We start from the raw sequence: 23,160 nt of genomic DNA, 5'->3' as shown, positions 1-23,160 counted from the left end.
GCTACGTTATCGTTGTTGTTAGGAAAGTTGTTCCGTAGTTTCCGTACTTATTGTCACCGTGTTTCTTCTAACGTCTATTATCTCTATTTTATATTTCCTGTCGTAAATTCTCGTTAGCAACGCTCCAACTCCGGTAAAAACCAACGCAAGTATGAAAGAGACAATGTCGGAAAGTTTTAGTAAGTAACCAATAAGCGTGCCAAGGATAAAGCCTGCCAAAGGTATACCATAAACAATTAGCGATAGTATCGCCGGGTTGTATTTGAAATCAACAACTACCAAATCACCTGGCATGAGAGGAAGTAAATCTTGATTTACATTTCTTTTATCAATCTTGAAAATTCCCTTTTTGGAGCTCTCGTTTTGAATTGAACAAGAACCTGATAACGCACATGAAGCGCATGCTACTTTGTCAACGTTTAAAGAAAGATATACGTAACGCTCATCGACATTTTTAACTGTCATTAATTCCCTCATATATTCACCTCTAACGCAAAAGCTGTAGGCATCTCAATTTCTACTCAACCATCATAAGGAACGGATAGTGTGGCTGACCTCCTTCGATAAATTCTATCTGTATGTTTGGATATTTCTTCTTGGTGTATTTTTCGACAATACTTTGCTCAATAGGGGTCGCACTTGAGCCGACGAATACGGTAAGAATCTCGTGTTCCTCAAGTTTGCATTTTTGGTAAATCTTATCAAGCACATCAACCAAATTCTTGTGGTGTGCAACAAGTTCTTTGTTCAAGAAACCTAGGTATTCATCTTTCTTAATCTTTTCACCTGCGTATTTGGAATCTCTTACAGCAATTGTAATTGATATCGCTATTGTCTTTTTTACCGCCTCTTCTATACTGGTTATTATTTCTTCAATTTCTTCTCCCACCCTGTAAATCATCGCTGAAATGCTTTGTTGAACGTTGGTTGTTTTTACAACGTAGACCTTTATTCCTTCTTGTTCTGCAGTCTTCGCTGCTTGTTCTGCCGCCAGTATTATGTTCGAGTTGTTTGGAAAGACGATAACGTTTTCCGCATTGGCGCGTCTTATAGCGTCAAGTATATCAGCCATACTTGGATTCATCGATTGACCACCGGAGATGATTTCATCAACACCAAGGTCTTTGAGCACTTTGGAAATCCCTTCGCCGGGCGAAACAGCAACATAGGCTATTTTCTTTCTCTCCTTCTTTGCATACGCTTCTCCAACAACGTGTTCATGTTGTTCTTTCATGTTGTCGATTTTAACCTTTAATAGTTCTCCATGTTTTAGGAACTCTTCAATGACTTGTCCTGGATTGTTCGTATGAACATGGAGTTTGATAATATCATCCTGGACAAAGAAGACGACGGAATCGCCTATTGAATTTAAATAATTTTCCAACAGCTTTTGTGTACCATTAGTTATCGGCTTCTTGGTTCTGACGATGAGTTCCGTACAATATTGATACGTTAGTTCTTCATATGCTATGGTTATTTCTTCTGAAGGTCTTGTTTCAACACCTTCCAGGTTTATTGATGTATCACCCAAGGCGTACATTTTGAACCCCTGGATGATGTAATACAAACCTTTTGCACCCGCATCGACAACATTCGCCTCTCTTAGTTTTGGCAACAATGATGGGGTTTTTTTCACTGTATCAAGTGCAAGCTCTTCCATCTTCTCAAAAAGCGCTTCAAAACTTTCGAGGTTTGCAAGTTCTTTCGAATGTTCGTCAAGTACTCGTACTACTGTAAGGATAGTACCTTCTACAGGTCTTAGAACTGCCTTATAAGCAGTCTCTTTAGCACCTTTTATGCCCTTTACAAAATCTGCAACCGTGAGTTTGCTTTTTTTCGAGAGTGTCTCACAAAAACCTCTGAATATCTGGGAGAGGATTACTCCAGAATTCCCCCTTGCCCCCATCAAGGTACCTCGCTTTATAGCATCTAGGACATTGCTCAGCTTTTCGTCGGTAACGTTTTCAAGATATTTACACGCTTCGAGCATTGTAGAACTCATATTCGAACCTGTATCCCCGTCTGGAACGGGAAAAACATTCAGTGCATTTATTTCATCCCTATGAGCAAGCAAATTTTCGGCACCTTTCATGAAGATGCCTTTCATTTCTGAACCATTTATTGTAGTGAGCAAGCTATCACCTCATTTCATCGCACGCCGATGATGTGCACGTTCACTTCTGGATTTTCACAGTTCGCGAATGCACGGAGTTTGTGAATGACATTTTCTTCTATGTTCTTACCAACCTCTGTGACCTTTGTACCGAATTCTACTTCAACAAATATATCAATTTTTAAGTGTCCGTATTCGTCTTCTTCAACCTTTATCTTACCCTCCTCGGAGGAAAACCATCTTGAAAACCAATTGTCGGAACCTATGCTTATAGGTCCATAAGTTTCAAGGACTGCGAGATAAACTAGTCTCCTTATAGCGTTAACGGTAATTTCAACCTCACCGTATTCTGTTTGGAACTTCATAATCTCACTCCTTTCATCATGTATTTTTTTATTAATTGTTCAATATTGGTGCTGTCAAGTCCAACGTACCTTATAAGTTCATCCCTTGCGCCATGCGGTATAAATTCATCTCGTATACCAATGACTTGTACTTTGCATTCGTAATTGTCTGCATAATCCCTTAGGTATTTCCTAGCAACACTCTCCCCAAATCCACCAAGTTCTGCTCCCTCTTCTATAGTAAAAACGTATTTGTGCGTTTCGAAAATTTTTTCGAGCATATCTTCATCTAACGGTTTTACACTTCTCACTCCAATCAAACTCCACCCATTTGCTCTTGCTATATCCAAATATTTCTTTGCAAGCACACCAACAGCTAGTAAAGCTACTTCCTTCCCTTCCGCAAGTAACTGCCATTTAAAGGGGTCAGCGATTTCTATTTTACCACAAATTTCCTCTAAATTGCCAAATTCCACATCACGTGGGTATCTTATGGCAATGGGACCTTTGTACTTATCCCTTTCTTTTAGGACCGTCCACAACATATTGGCAAGATCTTGGCCATCAAGCGGTGTTAGTATCTTCATATTTGGAATTAGTTTGAGATAAGCTATATCAAACACTCCGTGGTGCGTTGGACCATCTGTTCCCACTAAGCCCGCTCTGTCAATGGCGAATAGAACATCCAGATTTTGGAGTGCGATATCGTGAATTATCTGATCATAGGCTCTTTGCAAGAATGTAGAATATATTGCTACCACAGGTTTGAACCCCATAGTCGCTAAGCCACCAGCATAGGTAACCACAGATTGTTCGGTTATACCCAAGTCAACAACCCTTTCTGGAAATTGTTTTGAAAATTGACTGAGCCCTGTTCCATCAGGCATTGCAGCAGTCAATGCAACAACTTTATCATCCTGGGAAGCAATTTTTGTCAATGTCGTTCCAAAGACTTCACTGTAGGAGTAAGTTCCCTCAGGCTTTTCAAAAATGCCAGAATCTGGATCAAATTTATCCACACCATGGAATTTTGTAGGATTTTGCTCGGAGAAATAATAGCCTTTACCCTTTATTGTAAATACTGTGAGTATCGTCGGATATGGATAGTCTTTAACTTGTCTTAGAGCTTCTTCTAAAGACCTCACGTCATGCCCGTCAACAGGTCCAAAATGTTTTAAACCTATGGATTCAAAGAAGTCCTCACCAATGAGTGCAACTTTTAAAACCTCTCTAATCTTTTTCAATTCAAACTCAACAGCTTCGTTGAACCCTTTTTTCAGCTTCTCTTTGATTGTTATATAAATCTTGCTCGTTCTGAGAGCCTCAAGTACTTGGGACAGCCCACCAACATTTTTGGAAATGCTCATTCCATTGCTGTTAAGTATTATCTTTATCTTTGAATCCTGCGCTTTAACTTGGTTGAGTGCTTCTAGAGCTTGTCCACTTGTCAGCGCACCATCACCTATGACCACCACAACGTTAGCCTTTTTGTTTTGCAACTTTAATGCTTTTTCCACACCTAATGCGGCTGCTATCGAGGTTCCAACATGCCCTGCACCGAATCTATCCACCTTCGCTTCAAACACGTTCGTAAACCCTGATATCCCGCCAAAGGTCCGAAGTGTTTTAAACGCATCCCATCTACCTGTCAATAGTTTGTGAGTGTACGTTTGATGTCCCGTGTCCCAAATAACGTAGTCCTCGTATGGGTCAAAGACTCGATATAGTGCGAGGGTTAATTCGACAGTTCCTAAATTGGAAGCCAAGTGACCTCCGTTGACGGAGGTCACATCAATCATGTATTTTCTAATCTCCTGAGCAAAAGAACGAAGCTCTTCGTAATCCATTTTTCTAATCTTTTCTATCAAGGTTTTATCCTCGCCGAAAATTGCGTTGAACTCTTGCATCAAAATTCTCCCGTCCTTTTTTACTCTTATCTTTTTGTTTGTATTCCCTACTTCCCACTTACTTCATTGGTTTTATTACGTCAGTTTTCATGTAAGGCCTAAGCACTTCTGGCACAGTTATTGTACCGTCAGGATTCTGATAGTTCTCCATAATAGCGACAAGTGTTCTTCCTATCGCAAGACCTGAGCCATTCAGTGTGTGAACGTAATTGAGCTTTCCGTCTTTCGTTCTATAGCGCATGTTGCCTCTTCTTGCTTGGAAATCGGTATCGTTGCTACAAGAAGAAATTTCTTTATATGCATTGTAAGATGGCAACCAGACTTCTATGTCATACGTTTTCGCAGCTGCAAAACCAAGGTCACCGGTGCAGAGCGCTACAACCCTGTAAGGTAACCCAAGAAGTTGGAGAATCCTCTCTGCATCGCGGGTAAGTTGTTCCAAATCTTCAAAAGAGCGTTCAGGTGTTGTGTACCAGACAAGTTCAACTTTTTCAAATTGATGTTGCCTTATCAAACCTCGCACATCTTTCCCGTAACTTCCAGCTTCTCGTCTGTAACATGGCGTGAATGCTGTGTACTTTATCGGAAGTTGATTTTCTTCAAGAATTTCATCTATATGTAGCGCGGCAAGTGGAACTTCCGCGGTCGGGATGAGGAATAAATCATCTCTTTCACATGTGTAAAGTTCTTCTGCGAATTTTGGAAGCTGGCCCGTCGCAGTAATCGTTTCCCTTTTAACTAAATGCGGAACGTTGACTTCTATATATCCGTTCTGTGTGTGAGTATCAAGCATGAATTGAGCAAGAGCACGTTCAAGTCTGGCAATTTCTCCAAACATGACAGTGAACCTCGAACCACTTAACTTAGCACCCCTGTCAAAATCAAGCATGCCAAGTTCAGGGCCGAGGTCCCAGTGTGCTTTCGGTTTGAAATCGAATTTCCTCGGTTCGCCCCACCTTCGAACCTCGACATTCTCAGCTTCGTCCTTTCCAACAGGCACACTTTCGTGTGGAACGTTTGGTACGTAAAGTGCCAAGTTGTACATTTGGTCTTCCAGTTCTTTTTCTTTCGCCTCGTATTGAGCAATTTCATCGCCAAGTTTCTTGCTTTCGGCGATTATTTCATTCGCTTCTTCGTTCTTGCCTTCTGCCTTTAATTTTGCAACTATCTTAGAGAGTTCATTTCTTTTTGCTTTTAGGTTGTTGACGATATTTACGTAATTTCTCCACTCTCTGTCAAGTTCCACAATTTTGTCAAGGATTTCAGTAGAATAATTTCTTTTTCTAATTGCTTCGTAGAATAACTCTGGATTCTTTCTCAGTAATTTGAGATCTATCATATCATCACTCTCCTCAGATTCTGTAAACAACCTCTTATTTTCCTTCTTCAAACAACTTTTTCAAATTTTCTTCGTACGGAGGATAAATTATCCCTTTCTCCGTGATTATCGCTGTGACAAGTTCGTTGTCAGTCACATCGAAAGCGGGATTGTAGATATTCACATTGTTTGGAACTATCCTTTTCCCACCACAAGTTGCAACTTCTTCGTGAGACCTCTCCTCAATTGGTATTTCTGAACCACTCTTTATCGACATATCTATCGTACTCGTTGGAGCAGCAACATAGAATGGGATGCCGTGTCTTTTCGCAAGAACGGCAACCATATAGGTCCCTATCTTATTTGCCACATCGCCGTTGGCAGCAATTCTATCAGCTCCGACGATAACTGCGTTGATTTTCCCTTGTTTCATAACCCATCCTGCCATGTTGTCACTTATGACAGTGACATCGAAACCATCTTTCATCAATTCCCATGCGGTAAGCCTTGCCCCTTGTAGATATGGTCTTGTTTCATCTGCGTAAACTTTTATACGTTTGCCCTGTTCTTTGGCCGCTCTTAGAACACCAAGTGCCGTCCCGTAATCTACAGTTGCAAGTGCGCCGGCGTTACAGTGTGTCAAGACTGTAAACCCATCTTCAAGTAGTTGTGCACCGTGTCTGCCAATGGCTTTGTTAGTTTCTATATCTTCAATTGCAATTTTCAAAGCTTCCTCTTCCAACGCCCTAACAAGTCCTTCAAATTTTCCATGTTCTACAGCTTTCCGTTCCATTCTGTCTAGTGCCCAGAAAAGATTCACAGCTGTTGGTCTTGTCCTCGCCAAGGTTTCTTTCACATTTTTCAGCTGCATCATAGCTTGTTCGTAATTGTAAGTTTTTCTTGTTATCTCTTTTGCTCCCAGCACATATCCGAACGCTGCTGCTGCACCTATAGCCGGAGCACCTCGAACAACCATTTCTTTTATAGCAAGCGCAACGGCACGATAGTCTGCGCAAGTTACGTAGACTTCTTCAAAAGGAAGCCTTCGTTGGTCGATAAGTATTAAAGCATCTCCATTCCACTCCATAGTCATGGTTTTCAAACCTTTTGTCTGAGCTTTCGCCTTCATCGTTTGCTCCCTCCTAACCGTATTTTTGTGATTTTTGTGATTTTTTAGCTGTTTAAAAATTCTTCCCTAAACTTAGAGAGACCGTTTATTTCACCAAATAGAACCGCTTTGCTATCATCCCTCAAAACCTCATTTTTCGAAGGACCTAAAACCAAGTTTTTATCTTTCAACAAGCCGATTATGTAAACATTGTACTTTTCCTTAAGTCTCAGTTCTTCTATCTTTTTGCCAGCAAGTTTTGTGTTTTTAATATCGATTATTTCAACTTGAAAGGCTTTATCTGATATGTTTAGCACATCTATGATATTTTCCCGTTTTTTTAGAAAAGTCAGCGCCTCAACTATCTTCAATCCAGCTATTTCTGCTGTTGCAATTGGATGGTCTACTCCTGCGTAAATGAATTTTGTTAAGTTTGACAAGTTAGATATATTGGAAACAATGTATATATTTGCATTCAAGTTTTTGGCAGTTAAAGCGACAAAGATGTTGAGTACGTCATTTGGTAAAGTGGTGACAAGTGCCCTAGCGTTTTTAATACCTGCCCTTAGTAATACCTCTTCATTCGTTGCGTCCCCTTTTACAAAAACTATGTTCTTGGTCTTTGAACTGTCTGTTATCTTTTCCCTTAGTTCTTCCTCTGTCACAAGGTTATCTATTGCGACAACTTGTTCGTTCAACCTAAGTAATTGGTTTATCACCTGCGTTCCTATATTTCCTGCCCCAACAACGATTATATGGTCCTTTATCTTCGACACCTTTCTTTCTACTCTTCTTTGTTTCATCAGTTTGATTAATTCACCTTCAACTAGCAAAGCTGTTACATACGACAGGTTGTACAAAACAACTGACAATCCGGCAAGTATAAGCATCAGTGTGAAAAACTTACCGAAGTTCGAAAGTTCCTCATGCATTCCGTAACCAACTGTAGATATGGTTATTCCAACAAAGAACATAGCATCTATAAGTGAGTAACCTTCGAACAACCAGTAGTACAAAGTACCAATTAGAAATATAAGAAAAATACTTACTAAGGCATTTTTTACTCTGTTTTGTATGTTTTTTTCTACGGTTCCAAAAGCTTTTTTCGATTCCTTTTTCGGCATATCTCACACCTAATCTTTGTATTCCGCAGAGCTTCTCACTTTTCATTTAACAATAGGACTTTTGTACCTTATCTCTATCTTCGAATCTTTTCTAAATTTTTCGAAATCATCCAGAAGCTTCTTAGATACTTCATCTTGTTTTGAAGCAAGCAGGGTGTTTTTTATTTCTTCACTAACTTCACTAAGGTTTTTCGTGCCACCAACCTTTATGTCTCTTACTTTCACAACGTAGTATTCATTCCCAACTTGCTGGACTGGTAATGTGGTACCTTTAACCGCACTGGTGATAAGTATCCAAAGTGATTGTGGAATCTTCGATATGTCGTTGATGTTAACGTATCCGTTGACAACAGGTGAAAGATTATATTTTTTCAATATCTCGTCGTTTGAAAGACCTTTCACAACATCTACTCTTAACGCATCTGCTGTCGATTTGTTGTTCGTTTTGAAAACAAGTAAATCATATTGAGCCGGAACCGTGTATTTGTCCTTGTTTTTCTCATAGTAAGCTTTTATTTCTTCGTCCGAAACCGTCACGTTCTTAAGATATTGAGCATAAGCATTAGCAAGTGATAGCGAATATTTTCTTTGGAAATAGAGTTTTTGCCTGTAATCTTCGAGCTTGCCCATTCCAAGCTGTACCAAGTATTCGTCAAATTGTTGTTCGGTCATCTTCAGTTCAGTAAGCATTTTGTTAATTTCGTTATCGACATCTGCTTTAACACTTCTGTCGTCCGGTGCAACACCAAGTTTCTCAGCAAATTGGATAAACAATACCTTACGAATAAGTTGGTCCAGAACCTCCAATTTGTATTTTTCTATCAAAATAATCCCTTCTGTAGAAGTTGTTAAAACCTTGTAAAACGTTGGGTTTGAGTTTTGAATCTCCAAAAGTAATTTCTGAACATTTGCCTCTCTGTTCCATTCATCCATGGTGATGTTTCTTCCATTGACAACAGCAACGATGTCTTGCTGAGCGAACGTGAGTAAACTGATGAGTAACACCAAAAACACTGTTAGTTTCTTCATCTTAACTCCCCCCAATATTTTTATGGTACTAGAATTACTTAACAACGATATTCACCAATTTTCCAGGCACGTAGAAGATATTGACTATTTGTTTGCCTTCTACCAGTTTCTTGACATTTTCAACAGCCTTTTCCTTTATTTGGTCTTCCGAAGAGTCTGCCGGAACAGTGATTCTACCTCTCACTTTACCATTAACCTGAACGGCTATCGTTATTTCTTCTTCCTTAAGTGCTTCTTCATCGTAATCTGGCCAGCGTTCTTCAACGATGAGTGTTTCTTTGCCTAAGTCGTGCCACATTTCTTCTGCCATGTGCGGTGCAAATGGCGAAATTATAAGCGCTATTTTTTCCGCTATCTCCCTTAACAGTTTTTTGTTTGGGTTTTGGGCCGTTTCGAGGTAATCGGAAAGTTGGTTGTTGAATTCCATTAACCCAGCAATGGCGGTATTGAATTTGAAACCGCCTTCGATATCTTCTTTTATTTTCTTAATCATCGCGTGCAATTTTCTTCTGAGAGCTCTTTCTTCTTTTCCAAATTCACTTTCTTCAGCATCTTGTGAGTTTATGATATCAAGCATTTTGTAGTAGTTATTCCAAAGTCTTTTAACAAATCGATTCACACCCTCAATTCCCGCATCGCTCCATTCCGCATCTTTTTCCGGAGGTGCCATGAAGAGTATATACATTCTCAGTGTATCCGCACCGTATTTTTCTATCATATCGTCCGGGGAGACCACGTTGCCTTTGGACTTACTCATCTTCCAACCATCTTTGTAAATCATACCTTGGGTGAAGAGATTCTGGAATGGCTCGTCGAAACCAACATATCCAAGGTCGTGTAAGACCTTTGTGATGAATCTTGAATAGAGTAAGTGCAAAACGGCATGCTCAACTCCACCAATGTATTGGTCAACCGGTAACCAATAATTTACATCGTTCGTATCAAATGGTTTATCTTCCAATTTTGGATTGACATACCTTAAGAAATACCAAGAACTATCAACAAATGTGTCCATTGTCTCTACTTCTCTGCGGGCTGGACCACCACACTTTGGACATGTCGTGTGTTTGAATTCTTCGCTCAATGTAAGCGGCGACTGACCCGTTGGTAAGAATTCAACGTTTTCCGGAAGTTTGACCGGTAAATCTTTTTCCGGAACAGGAACAATACCACATTTGTCACAATAGATTATTGGAATTGGAGCACCCCAGTAGCGCTGTCTTGAAATAAGCCAGTCTCTGAGTTTGTACTGGACGCTTCTTTTTCCAAAACCTTTTTCCTCTATATATTTCGTGACTTCTTCAATGCCTTTCTTACTGTCCAAACCGTTAAATGGACCGCTGTTTATCATTATACCTTCATCCTCGTAAGGGGCTTCTTCTATGTTCCAATCACCTTCTTTTGGCTTGATGACCTGTTTAATTGGTAAGCCATACGCTTTCGCAAAGTCAAAATCGCGTTTGTCGTGAGCAGGAACAGCCATAATTGCACCTGTTCCGTATTCATAGAGTATGTAGTTGGCAACATAAATAGGTATTCTCTCACCAGTCAACGGGTTGATTGCATACCTACCGAGGAAGACCCCTTCCTTTTTTGCTTCCAAACTCGTTCGCTTGAATCTATCTTCATGAGCAACTTTCGCCAGGAATTCTTCTACCTCTTTCCTCTTTTCATCGGTCACAAGTTCAAGCACCAGTGGAGATTCCGGTGCAATTGCCATGAACGTCACACCGTATATAGTGTCTGGTCTTGTTGTGAAGATTCTGATTTTCTTGTCGAGACCTTCGACTGGAAAATCAACTTCCGCACCTGTGCTCTTTCCAATCCAGTTTCTTTGCATTGTTTTAACGTGTTCCGGCCAACCAGGAAGTCTGTCGAGTCCTTCGAGTAATTTTTCTGCGTAATCTGTGATTTTGAAATACCATTGTTCAAGGTGTTTCATTGTAACAGTCGTACCACACCTTTCACATTTTCCATCTTTCACCTGTTCGTTAGCCAAAACTGTCTGACAACTTGGGCACCAATTTACCGCACCGGGCTTTTTGTACGCCAAACCCGCCTCGTAGAGTTTCAAAAATATCCATTGTGTCCATTTATAATAGTCTTCATTACACGTAATAACTTCCCTATTCCAATCGTAGCTAATCCCCATCTTCTTTATTTGCCCACGAATAGTGTTTATGTTATCCATAGTCCATTTCTTCGGATGTATCTTATGAGCAATCGCTGCATTTTCTGCAGGTAAGCCGAAAGCATCGTAACCAAATGGATGTAATACATTGTATCCCTGCATTCTTTTATACCTTGCAACGATATCACCTATCGTGTAGTTTTTAACGTGACCAACATGCAATGTTCCGGATGGATAAGGGAACATGATGAGTGTGTAATACTTGGGCTTTTCAGAATACTGAGGAGTTTCAAAAACCTTTTTCTCTTCCCAGACCTTTTGCCACTTTGGCTCTATCTCTTGTGGACGATACTCCTTCATACCTTTTCCCTCCAAGGCTCAGTTTTTTGCGTTTTAAGTTTTGATATTCCACGTTGCTTTTTTGATTTCTTATACATTATACCATAAAATGCGATTTTTTCACTCATCTTATTTCCTTGAGCAAATGTCCAAGAATTCTAATTTTCTTCACAGAAAATTCATATACAAACCTGCACGGAAAGTCACTTTTTCTGGTATAATTAAAACACCAAAAAAGCACAAGAAAACAAAAGCATCGGAAAAATCCGTATAGCTGTTCCTAAACTGCGATTTTTGATTTAGGACAACTTCCAAAACTTTCGAAAGTTTTCTTTATGATAACTCTTCAGGTGAAAGGAAGGTGATTATCTGTGGAATACCCGAGTTATTCCAGTAACAAGCCACCATAAATCTCTTGCAAAGGAGGGTAAAGAGGATGAAGGTAAAAATCCAGATCGATATCCGCAAGCTCATCGAACGCGGTGATTTTCGAACACTGAAAATGCTACTCGAAGACCAAGATCCAAACGTGATCTACGAAATGATCGAAGAGCTCGAAACCTCAGAAAAAGCTGTAGTATTCCGCCTTCTGAACAAAGATCTTGCTGCGGAAGTCTTTTCCAAACTTGAGCCCGATGAGCAATATGAATTGGTAAAGATGCTCACAGATGATGAAATCAAATCTATCTTCAAGAACATGGACCCTTCCGATAGGGCTGAACTTCTCGACGAACTGCCCGCCGATGTTGTTACCAAGTTGCTTTCGTTCCTACCTAAAAGTGAAAGAGAACAGACGCTTGAAGTGTTGAACTATCCCGAAAACTCTGCGGGTCGTTTGATGTCACCATATTTCATATATGTGACAAAGTCCATGACTGTTCAAAAAGCACTTGATAAGGTGCGCAAGTTTGGAAAAGACGCAGAGACAATTTATACAATTTTCGTAGTGGAAGAAGACAGAACTCTTATTGGAACTGTAAAACTCGAGGATTTGCTCTTCGCCGAACCCGATACATTGATTGAGGAAATATACACTCCCGACCCGATTTACGTTAAAACGAATACAGACCAAGAAGAAGTCGCTGAACTAATGAAGAAATACGATTTAAACGCCATTCCTGTAGTAGATAACGATATGAGGCTTGTTGGGATTATAACCATAGATGATATCGTTGATGTTATCGATGAAGAAGCAACGGAAGATATCCACAAAATGGCAGGTATGAGCGTTACAACAACATCTTATTTCCACACATCACCTCTGATTTTTATCAAAAACAGATTACCTTGGCTTTTAGGATTATTATTGCTTCAGAGTATTAGTGCGTACATAATCAGCAGTTTCGAAAGTGTTATAGCTGCTGTGCCAATACTTGCAGCCTTTATGGCAACGATGGTTGATGCTGGAGGAAACGTTGGTGGACAAAGTAGCACGCTCATAATCCGTAGTATGGCATTGGGGGATGTCGAACTCAAAGACTGGTGGAAAGTGTTACTTAGAGAAATTTACGTTGGACTGATACTCGGTTCAATACTCAGTGCTGTTCTTTTTGTTCGCGGATTTATGATTTCGCACGATGTGATGGTTAACGTTTCCGCAGCAATTTCATTACTCATCATCATTATATTTGCAAATGTTGTAGGTGCAATGCTACCATTCCTTGGTAAGCTGATGAGAATTGACCCTGCAGTCATGGCTGGTCCACTGATAACAACGGTGGCAGACCTTGGTGGTATGTGGATTTATTTTACCGTTGTCACACATATACTCGGAATAAAATAACTTTGTTCCTTTTTTTCCACTTGAATGGGGAGTGAGACGTATGGAAAAAGAGGAAATTGAAAAGAAGTTAATTGAATCCATTGAAAAACTTGAAGAGCATTTGAAAAGATACGAAGAAGACGTAGAGAATATTAACCTTAGGCTTCAACGATTGCAAGAAGAATTAGACGATGCATGGAATAATCTAAGAATTATTGTTATAGTGACTACAGTTGTTTTTGTCGTCATGGCAGTTACCTGGTTCTTTCCATTCCAAGCAGCAACGTATCGCTATTTAAGCATCGATGATATTCAAAGGAAAATAGTCGCTCTGAGTGTTGAAGCACTCTTTTTTGGATTATTATTCATAGTAATGTTGTGGTCTATACTTTCAAGGAGGTTTAGAGGTTAATCGATGGACAAGATAATTGTCAAAGGTGCACGCGTGCATAATTTAAAGAATATTGACGTTGAAATCCCAAAGAATAAGCTTGTTGTTATCACTGGGTTGTCTGGTTCTGGAAAAAGTTCGCTTGCAATGGATACTATTTTTATCGAAGGACAAAGACGCTATTTGGAAAGCCTTTCTACCTATGCAAGACAATTCATAGGCGAGCTAAAAAAGCCCGATGTGGATAGTATCGAAGGGCTTTCTCCAACTATAGCAATTGACCAAAAGAGCGTATCTCACAATCCAAGGTCCACCGTTGGAACCGTTACTGAAATTTACGACTATCTGCGCGTGTTGTATGCGCAGATAGGTGTACCACACTGCCCTTATTGTGGTAGAGAGCTTCAAAGGATGTCAGTGGATGAAATTATAATACACGTACAAAAGCATTTTCAAACCAAGCGTGTTATCATACTAGCACCTATCGCACGGGAAAAGAAAGGTACATTTAAAGACGAATTCGATAATTTTCTCAACAAAGGTTACACAAGGGTTGAGGTTGATGGAAAGATATACAGACTCGACGAAGTTCCGGAATTAAATAAAAATATCAGACACACGATAAATCTGGTTATCGATAGGTTGGACCTGTCCGATACCGACACACATAGGTTGTTCCAATCCGTTGAACTTGCCCTCAAAGAGGGTAACGGTTTTGTTTTGGTAAGATCCGATGACGATGAACACCTTTATTCGGAAAAGCTTTCATGTCTTTCCTGTGGTTTTTCAATGCCTGAGATAAATCCTAAGTTCTTTTCGTTCAACGCACCGTACGGTGCTTGCCCTGACTGCCACGGATTGGGTTTCAAACTCGAAGTTGATGAACGCACGCTTTTCGAAGAGGATATTCCCGTTACCCAAGGCTTAAGAATAGGACATAAAGCTGACGGATGGCTTCCTAGAAGAATCGAAAGAATTGTTCGAGAATACGGTGGAGACCCTTCCAAACCTTTTGAGCAACAACCCGAAGAGGTTAAAGAGGCGCTTTTATACGGAACTGAGTATTTTGAAGGATTAGTTGCCCTTGTAAAGGAACGATACGAGGAATACACTTCAGAAGAAATGCGTGAATGGATAGTTGCGAACTTTTTCGTGGAACGCACCTGTCAAACATGTAAAGGCAAAAGATTACGTCAGGAAGCTTTGAGCGTCACGATAAAGGACCTAAGCATCATCGAGTTTACAGAGCTTCCTATATCAAAAGAATTGGAAATCATTAGGGCGTTGCCATCAGAACTTTCAGAAAAGCAAAGAGAAGCTGTAAAGGAGTTGTTAAACGAGATAGAGAAACGCTTAGATTTCTTGGAACAAGTTGGATTGGGTTATCTTAGCCTTTCAAGAAATGTGCGCACACTCTCGGGAGGAGAAGCCCAAAGAATCAGGCTCGCGACACAAATAGGCTCAAGACTGACTGGCGTAATCTATGTGCTCGATGAACCGACCATCGGATTGCATCAAAGAGATAACGACAGGTTGATATCTATGCTCAAAGGACTGAGAGATTTGGGAAACACCGTACTTGTCGTTGAACACGATGAAGAGGTTATACGGAGCGCGGATTACGTGGTAGATGTGGGACCTCGAGCAGGTGTAAATGGCGGGCAGATTGTTTATGCTGGAACGTTGGATGGTCTTTTGAAATGCGAAAAATCGCTTACGGGAAAGTATCTTTCTGGAAAAATGAAGATAGAGGTACCTAAGTATCGAAGAAAAGGAAACGGGAAGTTTATACGGATTGTTGGTGCAAAGCATAACAATTTGAAGAATATTACTGTTGAGTTTCCACTTGGAACTTTCATATGCGTTACCGGTGTGAGCGGTTCAGGTAAAAGTTCGTTGATTATTGACACACTTTATCCTGCTATAGCGAATAAACTTCACAAAACTCGATACGAAGTTGGGGAACACGATAGGATAGAAGGACTTGAAAATATCGACAAAATCATTGCCATCGACCAATCACCAATTGGTAGAACACCGCGTAGTAATCCTGCCACATACACCAAAGTTTTTGATGCAATTAGGGAGTTGTTCGCTATGACTCCGGAAGCGAAAGCACGTGGTTATGATAAAGGAAGGTTCAGTTTTAATGTTAAAGGTGGAAGGTGTGAAGCTTGTGGAGGACAAGGTGTTGTAAAGATTGAGATGATGTTCTTGCCGGAAGTCTACGTGGAATGTGAGGTATGTAAAGGTAAAAGGTACAACTCGGAAACTTTGGAAGTCACGTACAAAGGGAAAAATATCGCAGATGTTTTAGACATGACTGTCGATGAGGCGCTTGAATTTTTCCAAAATATTCCAGCGATTAGAGAAACGTTGCAAGTTCTATCAGATGTCGGACTCGGTTACATCAAATTAGGTCAGCCGGCAACAACGCTTTCCGGCGGAGAGGCTCAAAGAGTTAAGCTTGCTTCTGAATTAAGAAAAAAAGCTACAGGAAGAACATTGTACATATTGGACGAACCAACCGTCGGACTACACTTTGATGATGTAAAGAAGTTAATAGAAGTTCTTAATAGACTTGTCGATAAAGGAAATACCGTGATTGTTATCGAACATAATTTGGATGTTATAAAGTCTGCTGACTATATAATAGACCTAGGACCCGAGGGTGGAGATAAAGGCGGATACGTCGTTGCAACAGGCACGCCAGAAGAAGTCGCAAAAGTTGAAAGTTCATGGACTGGAAAATACTTAAGGATGGTGCTTTCAAATTCAAATGACAATACAGATACAATCCAAAATTTGTTATGCTGTGATGAGGGGGAAGCATCGTGAACGTGTTAAACAATACAAAACCTGCAAATCAAGAAAAGGTAAAAATCTACATTGCATCAAAGAACAATCACAAAATCGAAGAGATAAAACTCGTTGTCCCGGAATTTGTAGAACTTGAAACAGTGAACTGGGAGATTGATGTTGAAGAAACCGGTGAGACATTCATTGAGAATTCCATCATCAAGGCTCTCGAATATGGAAAAGAAATAGGTCAGCCAGTAATAGCCGATGATTCAGGTCTTTCTATAGACGTGCTGGGTGGCTTTCCCGGTGTTATGAGTGCCAGGTATTTGGAAGGGGCAAGTTATGTTGAAAAGATGGAGAGCATCCTTCAGTTGATGAGAAATTACGAAGAACGAAGCGCAAAGTTTGTGTGTGCCGCTACGTATTTCAATCCTATTAAGAATTTCTTGATTTCTGTAGAAGGTTATGTTGAAGGAACAATCAGTCGAGAGATACGCGGGGATAAAGGTTTTGGCTATGATCCCATATTTATTCCAAAAGGCTACGATAAGACATTTGGTGAGCTTGGTGAAGAAGTGAAAAAGCACATAAGCCACAGGAGCGTGGCGTTTAAAAAGTTGTTCGAATTTCTGATGAAAGTTGGGGAGATTGTAATATGAGCAATGCAGAAAAATTTATCATCCATGCTGAAAGAATTTTGACCCCCACCTTCGAACCTCCCGTAAGAGGATTAGACATGAAAAGGGTCGAAGAATACCTTGATAAAGATATCGTTATTGAAGATGGTAAAATCAAAGACATACGTCCACATAAAAGTGCTGATATAAAAGCCAGACTCGTCACTCCCGGTCTTTTTGACGCTCATACCCACATCCCTTTCGTTGGTTCCCGCGCAAAAGAGTTTTACATGCGGGCTCGTGGGAAAACCTACCTTGAGATTTTGCAGGCTGGCGGAGGCATACATTATACTTCGACTTTAGTAAAACAAACCAGCGAAGATGAACTTTACAATGTTTCTGCTCGATATATTAAAGAATTCACAAAGCACGGTGTAGTCGGAATTGAATGCAAAAGCGGCTACGGACTAGATAAGGAAAACGAAATGAAGCAGCTGAGAGTAATAAGACGACTCAGAGATACGCTTCCAAACAAGATTATAGCTACGTTCCTCGGGTTACACGCAAGACCAAAGGATAAATCTGTCACAGATTACATTGCCGAAATGAAAGAATTACTCAAAGATATTTCGGAAAAGAACCTTGCTGATTTTGTTGATGTGTTCTGCGATAAAGGTGCATACCTTCCAGAGGAGCTTGAAGAGTTCTTTAATTTTGCTAAATCACTTGGGTTTAAAGTTCGGTTGCATGCTGACGAAATAGAAAATGTTGGGGCTGCTAAGTTTGGTGCTCGACTCAATGCTGTGAGTGTTGACCATGTTTTGAAAGTTGCAAAAGAGGATATCCAAGAAATAGCAAAAAGCCAGACTATCGTTACACTAATACCAAATACGAGCTTTTATCTCGGAGAACCGTTTGCACCGGCAAGAGAACTCATCGATGCAGGTATACCAGTGGCTCTTGGCTCTGATTTCAACCCGGGCTCTTCTCCCATTTTTATGCCAAGTTTTGTTATGCACCTTGCAATAAGATTTTTGAAAATGGAACCAGAAGAAATACTAACCGCCTATACGGTCAATTCAGCGTATTTACTTGGCTTTACTTCCGGGATTGTGAGACCAGGATATCCCGCAGATTTGGTACTCTGGAAAACTTCAGAATTTCTGGACATTCCATATATGTGGCAAGAGAACTTTGTTGAACATGTTTTTATAGATGGAAGGATGGTTCTTTAAATCATGGCTGAGAGGAAATTCCTTAAACTAAGTGATATTGTTTTTGTTTTGGTTGCAATTGTTCTTGGAATAACCTGGTATTTTATTCACTTTAGGTACGATAATGGTAACATTCCAGGAACACAAATACTTTCTGTGAGAATCCAAGGTGAAGAGGTATTCACGGTCGAAGAACCTGGCGAATTCATAATAAAAAACCAACAAGGAAAGTACATTACAACACTACATTTTGATGGAAATAGAGCTTGGGTTACCGACTCGAATTGTCCAGATAAAATTTGCGAAAAAACAGGGAAGATAGGACCAGGAGGGAGTATAATTTGCGTACCAAACAGAATGATAATAGAGTTCAAGACAGACGAGAAAAAAGAAAAGAAAGAAGTAGACGTAGAAACGTGGTAATTTTTGGGATAATGATAGCGCTGAGTAGCGTAGTATACGTTATTGAAGGTTTAATACCATTTCCTGTACCAGGAGGCAAGTGGGGTTTTTCAAATTTCTTAGTGTTGTACATGTCTGCTTTTTCCGGTCTTTCAGACGCTGTACTTCTTGCCGTCTCTAAGTCTTTACTTGGTTCTATTCTTTCTGGCACCATATTTACTCCAGGTTTTTTCATGGGTTTTTTCGGCAGTGTGGCATCTGCGATAGTTCAAAGTTTTCTCTCAAGGTTTAACTTCTTAAGTGTATTCGGAATAAGCTTTCTGGGAATGGTAACAAACAATTTAGTGCAGTTCGCTATTGGCAGTTTCTTAATCGGTTCAAAAGCTATTTTCATCTTCCTACCGCTAGTGATGATGTTAGGTACATTTAGTGCGTTTGCAAATGCATTCCTGGCTCTGAAGACACACAGTATTGTGAGAGATTTTGAACTAAATCAGGGGGTGGAAAAATGATAAGGAGGTCCGATTTTCCAAAAGATTTTATCTTCGGAACGGCTACGGCAGCATACCAGATTGAAGGTGCAGCAAACGAAGATGGCAGAGGACCATCGATTTGGGATGTCTTTTCACACACGCCTGGCAAAACCTTGAATGGTGACACGGGAGACGTTGCGTGTGACCATTATCACCGATACAAGGAAGATATCCAGCTGATGAAAGAAATAGGTTTAGACGCTTACAGGTTCTCTATCTCCTGGCCCAGAATCATGCCAGATGGGAAGAACATCAACCAAAAGGGTGTGGACTTCTACAACAGGCTTGTTGATGAGCTTTTAAAGAATGATATCAAACCATTCGTAACACTCTATCACTGGGACTTACCATACGCACTCTATGAAAAAGGTGGATGGCTTAACCCAGATATAGCACTTTATTTCAGAGCATACGCAACGTTTATGTTCAACGAACTCGGTGACCGTGTGAAACATTGGATTACACTGAACGAGCCGTGGTGTTCTTCTTTCTTGGGTTACTACACAGGAGAGCATGCCCCGGGCCATCAAAATTTACAAGAAGCAATAACTGCAGCACATAACCTGTTGAGGGCACACGGACACGCCGTTCAGGCGTTCAGAGAGGAAGTAAAAGATGGAAAAGTTGGCTTGACCAACGTTGTGATGAAAATAGAACCAGGCGATGCAAAACCCGAAAGTTTCTTGGTCGCCAATCTTGTTGATAAGTTCGTTAATGCATGGTTCCATGACCCTGTAGTTTTCGGTAAATATCCCGAAGAAGCTGTTGCACTTTATACGGAAAAAGGACTGCAAGTTCCCGACAGCGATATGAACATTATTTCAACCCCCATTGACTTCTTTGGCGTGAATTACTACACAAGAACACTCGTTGTTTTTGACATGAACAATCCACTTGGATTTTCGTATGTGCAAGGCGACCTTCCAAAGACGGAAATGGGATGGGAAATCTACCCGCAGGGATTATTTGATATGCTGGTCTATCTGAAGGAAAGATATAAACTACCGCTTTATATCACAGAGAACGGAATGGCTGGACCTGATAAATTGGAAAACGGTAGAGTTCATGATAATTACCGAATTGAATATTTGGAAAAGCACTTTGAAAAAGCACTTGAAGCAATCAACGCAGGTGTTGATTTGAAAGGCTACTTCATTTGGTCATTGATGGACAACTTCGAGTGGGCATACGGATATTCAAAACGTTTCGGTATAATCTACGTAGATTACAATACACAAAAAAGGATACTGAAAGATTCAGCGTTATGGTTAAAGGAATTTCTAAAATCTTAAGAATTCTAAAGAAAAGAAGCCCCGAAAGGGGCTTCTTTTGTTGTATGAGTTTAATGTTCTTATTTTAAGCTGTAAAGCCTTTCTTTAGGATTCACTATCTCTGTAATACGCACACCGAAGTTTTCATCGATGACAACGACTTCTCCACGTGCAATTAGTTTGTTGTTTACGTAGATATCCACAGGCTCTCCCGTAAGTTTATCGAGTTCTATTAGAGACCCCACGCCAAGTTCCATAATTTCTTTCAAAGTGAGCTTTGTACGTCCAAGTTCTACGGTAACATTTAACGGCACATCGAATAGCAACTGGAGTCTTTCATCCAAAGTCTGTGGTTTTTCGGATGGTTGCTGAGTTTTTCCGAAATCTTCAAATTGGACAGGTCTTGCCGCAACCGCTTGCTTTCCTTCTTTCTGTGGAGTAGGTGGAACAAATGTTGTAGGTTTTGAAGCTGTAGATTGAGTTGCTTGTTGAGCAGATGTGGTAGATACGGTAGTCTGTTCCTTACCTATGGTAGTAGTCCCAAATATCAATTCATACAATTTTTTGACAAATGGAATAGGCATTGCCAAAAAGAACTTGGCAGGTTGCAAGCTTTCGATAGTCATCGTAAAAGTTGCTTTTGCAACCTTGTCGTTTTCATCACCTATCGGTGGGAATTTCACACTCTCGTCATCGAAATTTAGAATCTCCGTTGTCGGTGGTGTGATACTAACGGGCTTTTTTATCATATCGGAAAGTGAAGTAGCAGCTGAACCCATCATTTGGTTCATGGCCTCGCCAACGGCACTAAGTTTGAACTCATCAAGTTCATCACTCTCTGGCTTACCAAGGCCACCCATCATTATATCAGCGATTTCAGCTGCCAATTGTTTTTCAAGAACCAGAGCATTTAAGCCCTCAACTTCGCCTTCAAAATGTATCGTTACACAAACTTTCTCGCCACTTATACCTTTTCTTAATTCGCTGAGTGTCATAACTTCAACTTCTGGTGTTGAAATATCCACTTTTCTGCCCAGAATGTTAGATAGTGCAGTTGTACCTGCACCAAGGATTATATTTCCAACTTCGCCAACCATTGATTTTTCAATATCTGAAAGTTCTTCATCTTGAACAACTTGCTTGAGTAACGCATCTAATTCTTCTTGGCTTAAGAAGTCATCAGCTATCATGCTTCTTCACCTTCCTCTTTAGGTTCTTCTATCACTTCGGTAATCTTTACAGCATAGTTCCCCTTGTACTGACCAGGTTTGCCTAAGAATTTTGTTCGACCATTCACCTCTACTCTTATCGGTTCATCGTAGTGTTCCTTCAACCTTATTACGTCGCCAACCTCAAGTGTTAATATTTCGCCCAAGGTCAGCACAGTTTCACCAATAATTGCGATAACATCTATCTTCGTTCTTTGCAGATTTTCCTTAAGCTTTTCAACGTGCTCTTCCGTTATTTCTTTTTGCTTTACTTTGAACCAACTTTGTGTTGTGAGCTTTTCCCCCATCGGCTCTATAACAGAAGAAGGCCAGCAAAGACTCATGTAACCTTCCACTTTTCCAAAACTCACAAAAAATGTTATTGCTAAAACCATCTCGCTACTTGGAACTATCTGGACAAATTGTGGGTTTGTTTCTGTAGATTCAACAACAGGGATAAACGGGTGAACAGACATCCAAGCTTGAGAAAGTGCGGTAAGTAGGTTTACAACTTCCTTTTTAATTATTCCCACTTCGATTTCTGTTGGGATTCTTTTGACATCGCCAGGTTCACCAGGTCCGCCAAGTAAAACATCCAAAACACCATAAAATATTTCTAAGCTCATATTGAATATTGCGCTACCTACCAACTCTCTCGCCGTGAATATGGTTATGAAAGACGGGTTACTTATGGACTTCATGTATTCGTCGTAGGTAAGCTGATCTATACCAACAACATTTACTGAGGTGAAGGATCTCAATTTACCTGATAAATATGTAGATACGCTTCGTGCAAAGTTTTCATGTATCATCTGAACAGTTCTAATTTGCTCTTTCGAAAATTTTTGAGGGCGCAAAAAATCATATGTGCGAATTTTTTTCTCTTCGCCCTCTTTTTTCACTTCCTCTATACTAACTTCACCTTGCGAAAGTGCCGCCAACAATCGGTCTATTTCTTCTTGGCTCAGTACATCCGGCAAAACCAACAACCTCCCGTAAAAGGGATTTTAACATCTTTACTGAACACTACTTATCGCTTTTATGTAAATATAAACATTTAATACCCCGAGTTTTTCTTTCTCGCCAGTAAATCCAGTAATCTGATTTACAGCTTCCCTGATTTGCTTTTTTAACAAATCTAAACCCGCTGGAGTTACAAGGTCAAAACGCTCTTTACTCAAGAATATCGTAGCAAGTGCATCCATTATCTCATCGCTTTTTTCAGCTACAGCCGCTCTGCAAGTTTCACTACCAACAAGCAAGGTTAAAGAATCAACAACCGCAACATCCCTTCCACCTTTGAGCATAAATGTTTGATACTTACCTTGAGCTATAACAATTGCCTTTATCTGGACTGGTGCTGCAGCAACAGTTGCTTCTTCTTGCTGAGCTTGGTTTGGTTGCTTATTTGAACCAAGCATAAAGAAAACGACTAAGCTTACAACAAGGGAAACAACCAACGGAATTACTATCATCTTTATTAAGTCCATCAAACCGCCTTTCTTTTTAGCTTGTTGTTGTTCAACTTCTTCAGGCATATTTCGCCC

At 40.2% G+C, this 23,160-nt stretch carries 20 protein-coding genes; 8 read left to right on the top strand and 12 right to left on the bottom strand.

What is annotated here, in order from left to right:
* Positions 1 to 18 precede the first annotated feature (18 nt).
* The 9 genes from FERPE_RS00285 to leuS are packed head-to-tail and all read right to left on the bottom strand — an operon-like array spanning position 19 to position 11,434.
* Positions 19 to 477 carry a SoxR reducing system RseC family protein gene (locus FERPE_RS00285; protein WP_014450687.1) on the bottom strand — a complete coding sequence of 153 codons (459 nt, stop codon included), beginning with the start codon at positions 475 to 477 and terminating at the stop codon, positions 19 to 21.
* A gap of 40 nt (positions 478 to 517) precedes the next feature.
* The gene (locus FERPE_RS00280) at positions 518 to 2,092 is read right to left on the bottom strand and encodes a DAK2 domain-containing protein (protein ID WP_245530456.1); all 1,575 of its coding nucleotides are present in this window, start codon (positions 2,090 to 2,092) and stop codon (positions 518 to 520) included.
* Positions 2,093 to 2,148: 56 nt separating this feature from the next.
* Complete coding sequence (locus FERPE_RS00275) at positions 2,149 to 2,478, bottom strand: Asp23/Gls24 family envelope stress response protein (protein ID WP_014450685.1); 330 nt, start codon at positions 2,476 to 2,478, stop codon at positions 2,149 to 2,151.
* On the bottom strand, positions 2,475 to 4,364 hold the full coding sequence (gene dxs, locus FERPE_RS00270; protein WP_014450684.1) for a 1-deoxy-D-xylulose-5-phosphate synthase: 1,890 nt from the start codon (positions 4,362 to 4,364) through the stop codon (positions 2,475 to 2,477). The genes FERPE_RS00275 and dxs overlap by 4 nt, the downstream gene beginning before the upstream one ends.
* Before the next feature lie 58 nt (positions 4,365 to 4,422).
* The gene (gene serS, locus FERPE_RS00265; protein WP_014450683.1) at positions 4,423 to 5,703 is read right to left on the bottom strand and encodes a serine--tRNA ligase; all 1,281 of its coding nucleotides are present in this window, start codon (positions 5,701 to 5,703) and stop codon (positions 4,423 to 4,425) included.
* Positions 5,704 to 5,737: 34 nt separating this feature from the next.
* Complete coding sequence (gene mtnA / locus FERPE_RS00260; RefSeq protein ID WP_014450682.1) at positions 5,738 to 6,811, bottom strand: S-methyl-5-thioribose-1-phosphate isomerase; 1,074 nt, start codon at positions 6,809 to 6,811, stop codon at positions 5,738 to 5,740.
* A gap of 44 nt (positions 6,812 to 6,855) precedes the next feature.
* Complete coding sequence (locus FERPE_RS00255) at positions 6,856 to 7,914, bottom strand: potassium channel family protein (RefSeq protein ID WP_014450681.1); 1,059 nt, start codon at positions 7,912 to 7,914, stop codon at positions 6,856 to 6,858.
* A 42-nt stretch (positions 7,915 to 7,956) separates the two neighbouring features.
* Entirely contained in the window at positions 7,957 to 8,943 is a 987-nt protein-coding gene (locus FERPE_RS00250; RefSeq protein WP_014450680.1) for a peptidyl-prolyl cis-trans isomerase, read from the bottom strand.
* A 34-nt stretch (positions 8,944 to 8,977) separates the two neighbouring features.
* Positions 8,978 to 11,434, bottom strand: coding sequence for a leucine--tRNA ligase (leuS, locus tag FERPE_RS00245; RefSeq protein WP_014450679.1), 2,457 nt, complete (start codon positions 11,432 to 11,434; stop codon positions 8,978 to 8,980).
* A gap of 415 nt (positions 11,435 to 11,849) precedes the next feature.
* Here leuS and mgtE point away from each other — a divergent pair, with 415 nt between their 5' ends.
* Genes mgtE through FERPE_RS00205 form a run of 8 tightly spaced genes read left to right on the top strand, consistent with a single transcriptional unit; the run spans position 11,850 to position 20,426 of the window.
* Entirely contained in the window at positions 11,850 to 13,196 is a 1,347-nt protein-coding gene (mgtE, locus tag FERPE_RS00240) for a magnesium transporter (protein WP_014450678.1), read from the top strand.
* A 40-nt stretch (positions 13,197 to 13,236) separates the two neighbouring features.
* Positions 13,237 to 13,587, top strand: a complete 351-nt coding sequence (locus FERPE_RS00235) for a hypothetical protein (RefSeq protein WP_014450677.1) — start codon at positions 13,237 to 13,239, stop codon at positions 13,585 to 13,587.
* A 3-nt stretch (positions 13,588 to 13,590) separates the two neighbouring features.
* Positions 13,591 to 16,404, top strand: a complete 2,814-nt coding sequence (gene uvrA / locus FERPE_RS00230; RefSeq protein WP_014450676.1) for an excinuclease ABC subunit UvrA — start codon at positions 13,591 to 13,593, stop codon at positions 16,402 to 16,404.
* Positions 16,401 to 17,027 (top strand): RdgB/HAM1 family non-canonical purine NTP pyrophosphatase, encoded by a 627-nt coding sequence (rdgB, locus tag FERPE_RS00225; protein WP_014450675.1) that lies wholly within the window; start codon positions 16,401 to 16,403, stop codon positions 17,025 to 17,027. Before uvrA ends, rdgB begins: the two co-directional genes overlap by 4 nt.
* Positions 17,024 to 18,220 carry an imidazolonepropionase gene (gene hutI, locus FERPE_RS00220; RefSeq protein WP_014450674.1) on the top strand — a complete coding sequence of 399 codons (1,197 nt, stop codon included), beginning with the start codon at positions 17,024 to 17,026 and terminating at the stop codon, positions 18,218 to 18,220. Before rdgB ends, hutI begins: the two co-directional genes overlap by 4 nt.
* A gap of 3 nt (positions 18,221 to 18,223) precedes the next feature.
* Positions 18,224 to 18,622: a NusG domain II-containing protein gene (locus tag FERPE_RS00215; protein ID WP_014450673.1), complete on the top strand. Its 399-nt coding sequence runs from the start codon at positions 18,224 to 18,226 to the stop codon at positions 18,620 to 18,622.
* Positions 18,541 to 19,113 carry a Gx transporter family protein gene (locus FERPE_RS00210; protein ID WP_245530415.1) on the top strand — a complete coding sequence of 191 codons (573 nt, stop codon included), beginning with the start codon at positions 18,541 to 18,543 and terminating at the stop codon, positions 19,111 to 19,113. The genes FERPE_RS00215 and FERPE_RS00210 overlap by 82 nt, the downstream gene beginning before the upstream one ends.
* Positions 19,113 to 20,426: a GH1 family beta-glucosidase gene (locus FERPE_RS00205; protein WP_082204761.1), complete on the top strand. Its 1,314-nt coding sequence runs from the start codon at positions 19,113 to 19,115 to the stop codon at positions 20,424 to 20,426. The genes FERPE_RS00210 and FERPE_RS00205 overlap by 1 nt, the downstream gene beginning before the upstream one ends.
* A 59-nt stretch (positions 20,427 to 20,485) precedes the next feature.
* Here the strand turns inward: FERPE_RS00205 and fliY are convergent, their stop codons facing one another.
* Genes fliY through FERPE_RS00190 form a run of 3 tightly spaced genes read right to left on the bottom strand, consistent with a single transcriptional unit; the run spans position 20,486 to position 23,151 of the window.
* Positions 20,486 to 21,595, bottom strand: coding sequence for a flagellar motor switch phosphatase FliY (gene fliY, locus FERPE_RS00200; RefSeq protein ID WP_014450670.1), 1,110 nt, complete (start codon positions 21,593 to 21,595; stop codon positions 20,486 to 20,488).
* Positions 21,592 to 22,593 carry a flagellar motor switch protein FliM gene (gene fliM, locus FERPE_RS00195; RefSeq protein WP_014450669.1) on the bottom strand — a complete coding sequence of 334 codons (1,002 nt, stop codon included), beginning with the start codon at positions 22,591 to 22,593 and terminating at the stop codon, positions 21,592 to 21,594. The genes fliY and fliM overlap by 4 nt, the downstream gene beginning before the upstream one ends.
* Before the next feature lie 36 nt (positions 22,594 to 22,629).
* Positions 22,630 to 23,151 carry a flagellar basal body-associated FliL family protein gene (locus FERPE_RS00190; protein ID WP_014450668.1) on the bottom strand — a complete coding sequence of 174 codons (522 nt, stop codon included), beginning with the start codon at positions 23,149 to 23,151 and terminating at the stop codon, positions 22,630 to 22,632.
* Positions 23,152 to 23,160: the final 9 nt, after the last annotated feature.

The sequence above is a fragment of the Fervidobacterium pennivorans DSM 9078 genome, from assembly GCF_000235405.2.
Taxonomy (GTDB): Bacteria; Thermotogota; Thermotogae; order Thermotogales; family Fervidobacteriaceae; genus Fervidobacterium; species Fervidobacterium pennivorans.
The sequence above is the reverse complement of the archived record's forward strand: the minus strand, read 5'-3'. Positions and strand labels throughout refer to the sequence as shown.

Bases quoted from the DNA above. Each gene is read 5' to 3' on its own strand.
- FERPE_RS00235 (WP_014450677.1), top strand. From the start codon at position 13,237: ATGGAAAAAGAGGAAATTGAAAAGAAGTTAATTGAATCCATTGAAAAA.
- dxs (WP_014450684.1), bottom strand. From the start codon at position 4,364: ATGCAAGAGTTCAACGCAATTTTCGGCGAGGATAAAACCTTGATAGAA.
- FERPE_RS00215 (WP_014450673.1), top strand. From the start codon at position 18,224: ATGGCTGAGAGGAAATTCCTTAAACTAAGTGATATTGTTTTTGTTTTG.
- FERPE_RS00255 (WP_014450681.1), bottom strand. From the start codon at position 7,914: ATGCCGAAAAAGGAATCGAAAAAAGCTTTTGGAACCGTAGAAAAAAAC.
- FERPE_RS00250 (WP_014450680.1), bottom strand. From the start codon at position 8,943: ATGAAGAAACTAACAGTGTTTTTGGTGTTACTCATCAGTTTACTCACG.
- hutI (WP_014450674.1), top strand. From the start codon at position 17,024: ATGAGCAATGCAGAAAAATTTATCATCCATGCTGAAAGAATTTTGACC.
- FERPE_RS00280 (WP_245530456.1), bottom strand. From the start codon at position 2,092: ATGAAAGGTGCCGAAAATTTGCTTGCTCATAGGGATGAAATAAATGCA.
- FERPE_RS00275 (WP_014450685.1), bottom strand. From the start codon at position 2,478: ATGAAGTTCCAAACAGAATACGGTGAGGTTGAAATTACCGTTAACGCT.
- mtnA (WP_014450682.1), bottom strand. From the start codon at position 6,811: ATGAAGGCGAAAGCTCAGACAAAAGGTTTGAAAACCATGACTATGGAG.
- FERPE_RS00285 (WP_014450687.1), bottom strand. From the start codon at position 477: ATGAGGGAATTAATGACAGTTAAAAATGTCGATGAGCGTTACGTATAT.
- serS (WP_014450683.1), bottom strand. From the start codon at position 5,703: ATGATAGATCTCAAATTACTGAGAAAGAATCCAGAGTTATTCTACGAA.
- uvrA (WP_014450676.1), top strand. From the start codon at position 13,591: ATGGACAAGATAATTGTCAAAGGTGCACGCGTGCATAATTTAAAGAAT.
- leuS (WP_014450679.1), bottom strand. From the start codon at position 11,434: ATGAAGGAGTATCGTCCACAAGAGATAGAGCCAAAGTGGCAAAAGGTC.
- fliY (WP_014450670.1), bottom strand. From the start codon at position 21,595: ATGATAGCTGATGACTTCTTAAGCCAAGAAGAATTAGATGCGTTACTC.
- mgtE (WP_014450678.1), top strand. From the start codon at position 11,850: ATGAAGGTAAAAATCCAGATCGATATCCGCAAGCTCATCGAACGCGGT.
- FERPE_RS00190 (WP_014450668.1), bottom strand. From the start codon at position 23,151: ATGCCTGAAGAAGTTGAACAACAACAAGCTAAAAAGAAAGGCGGTTTG.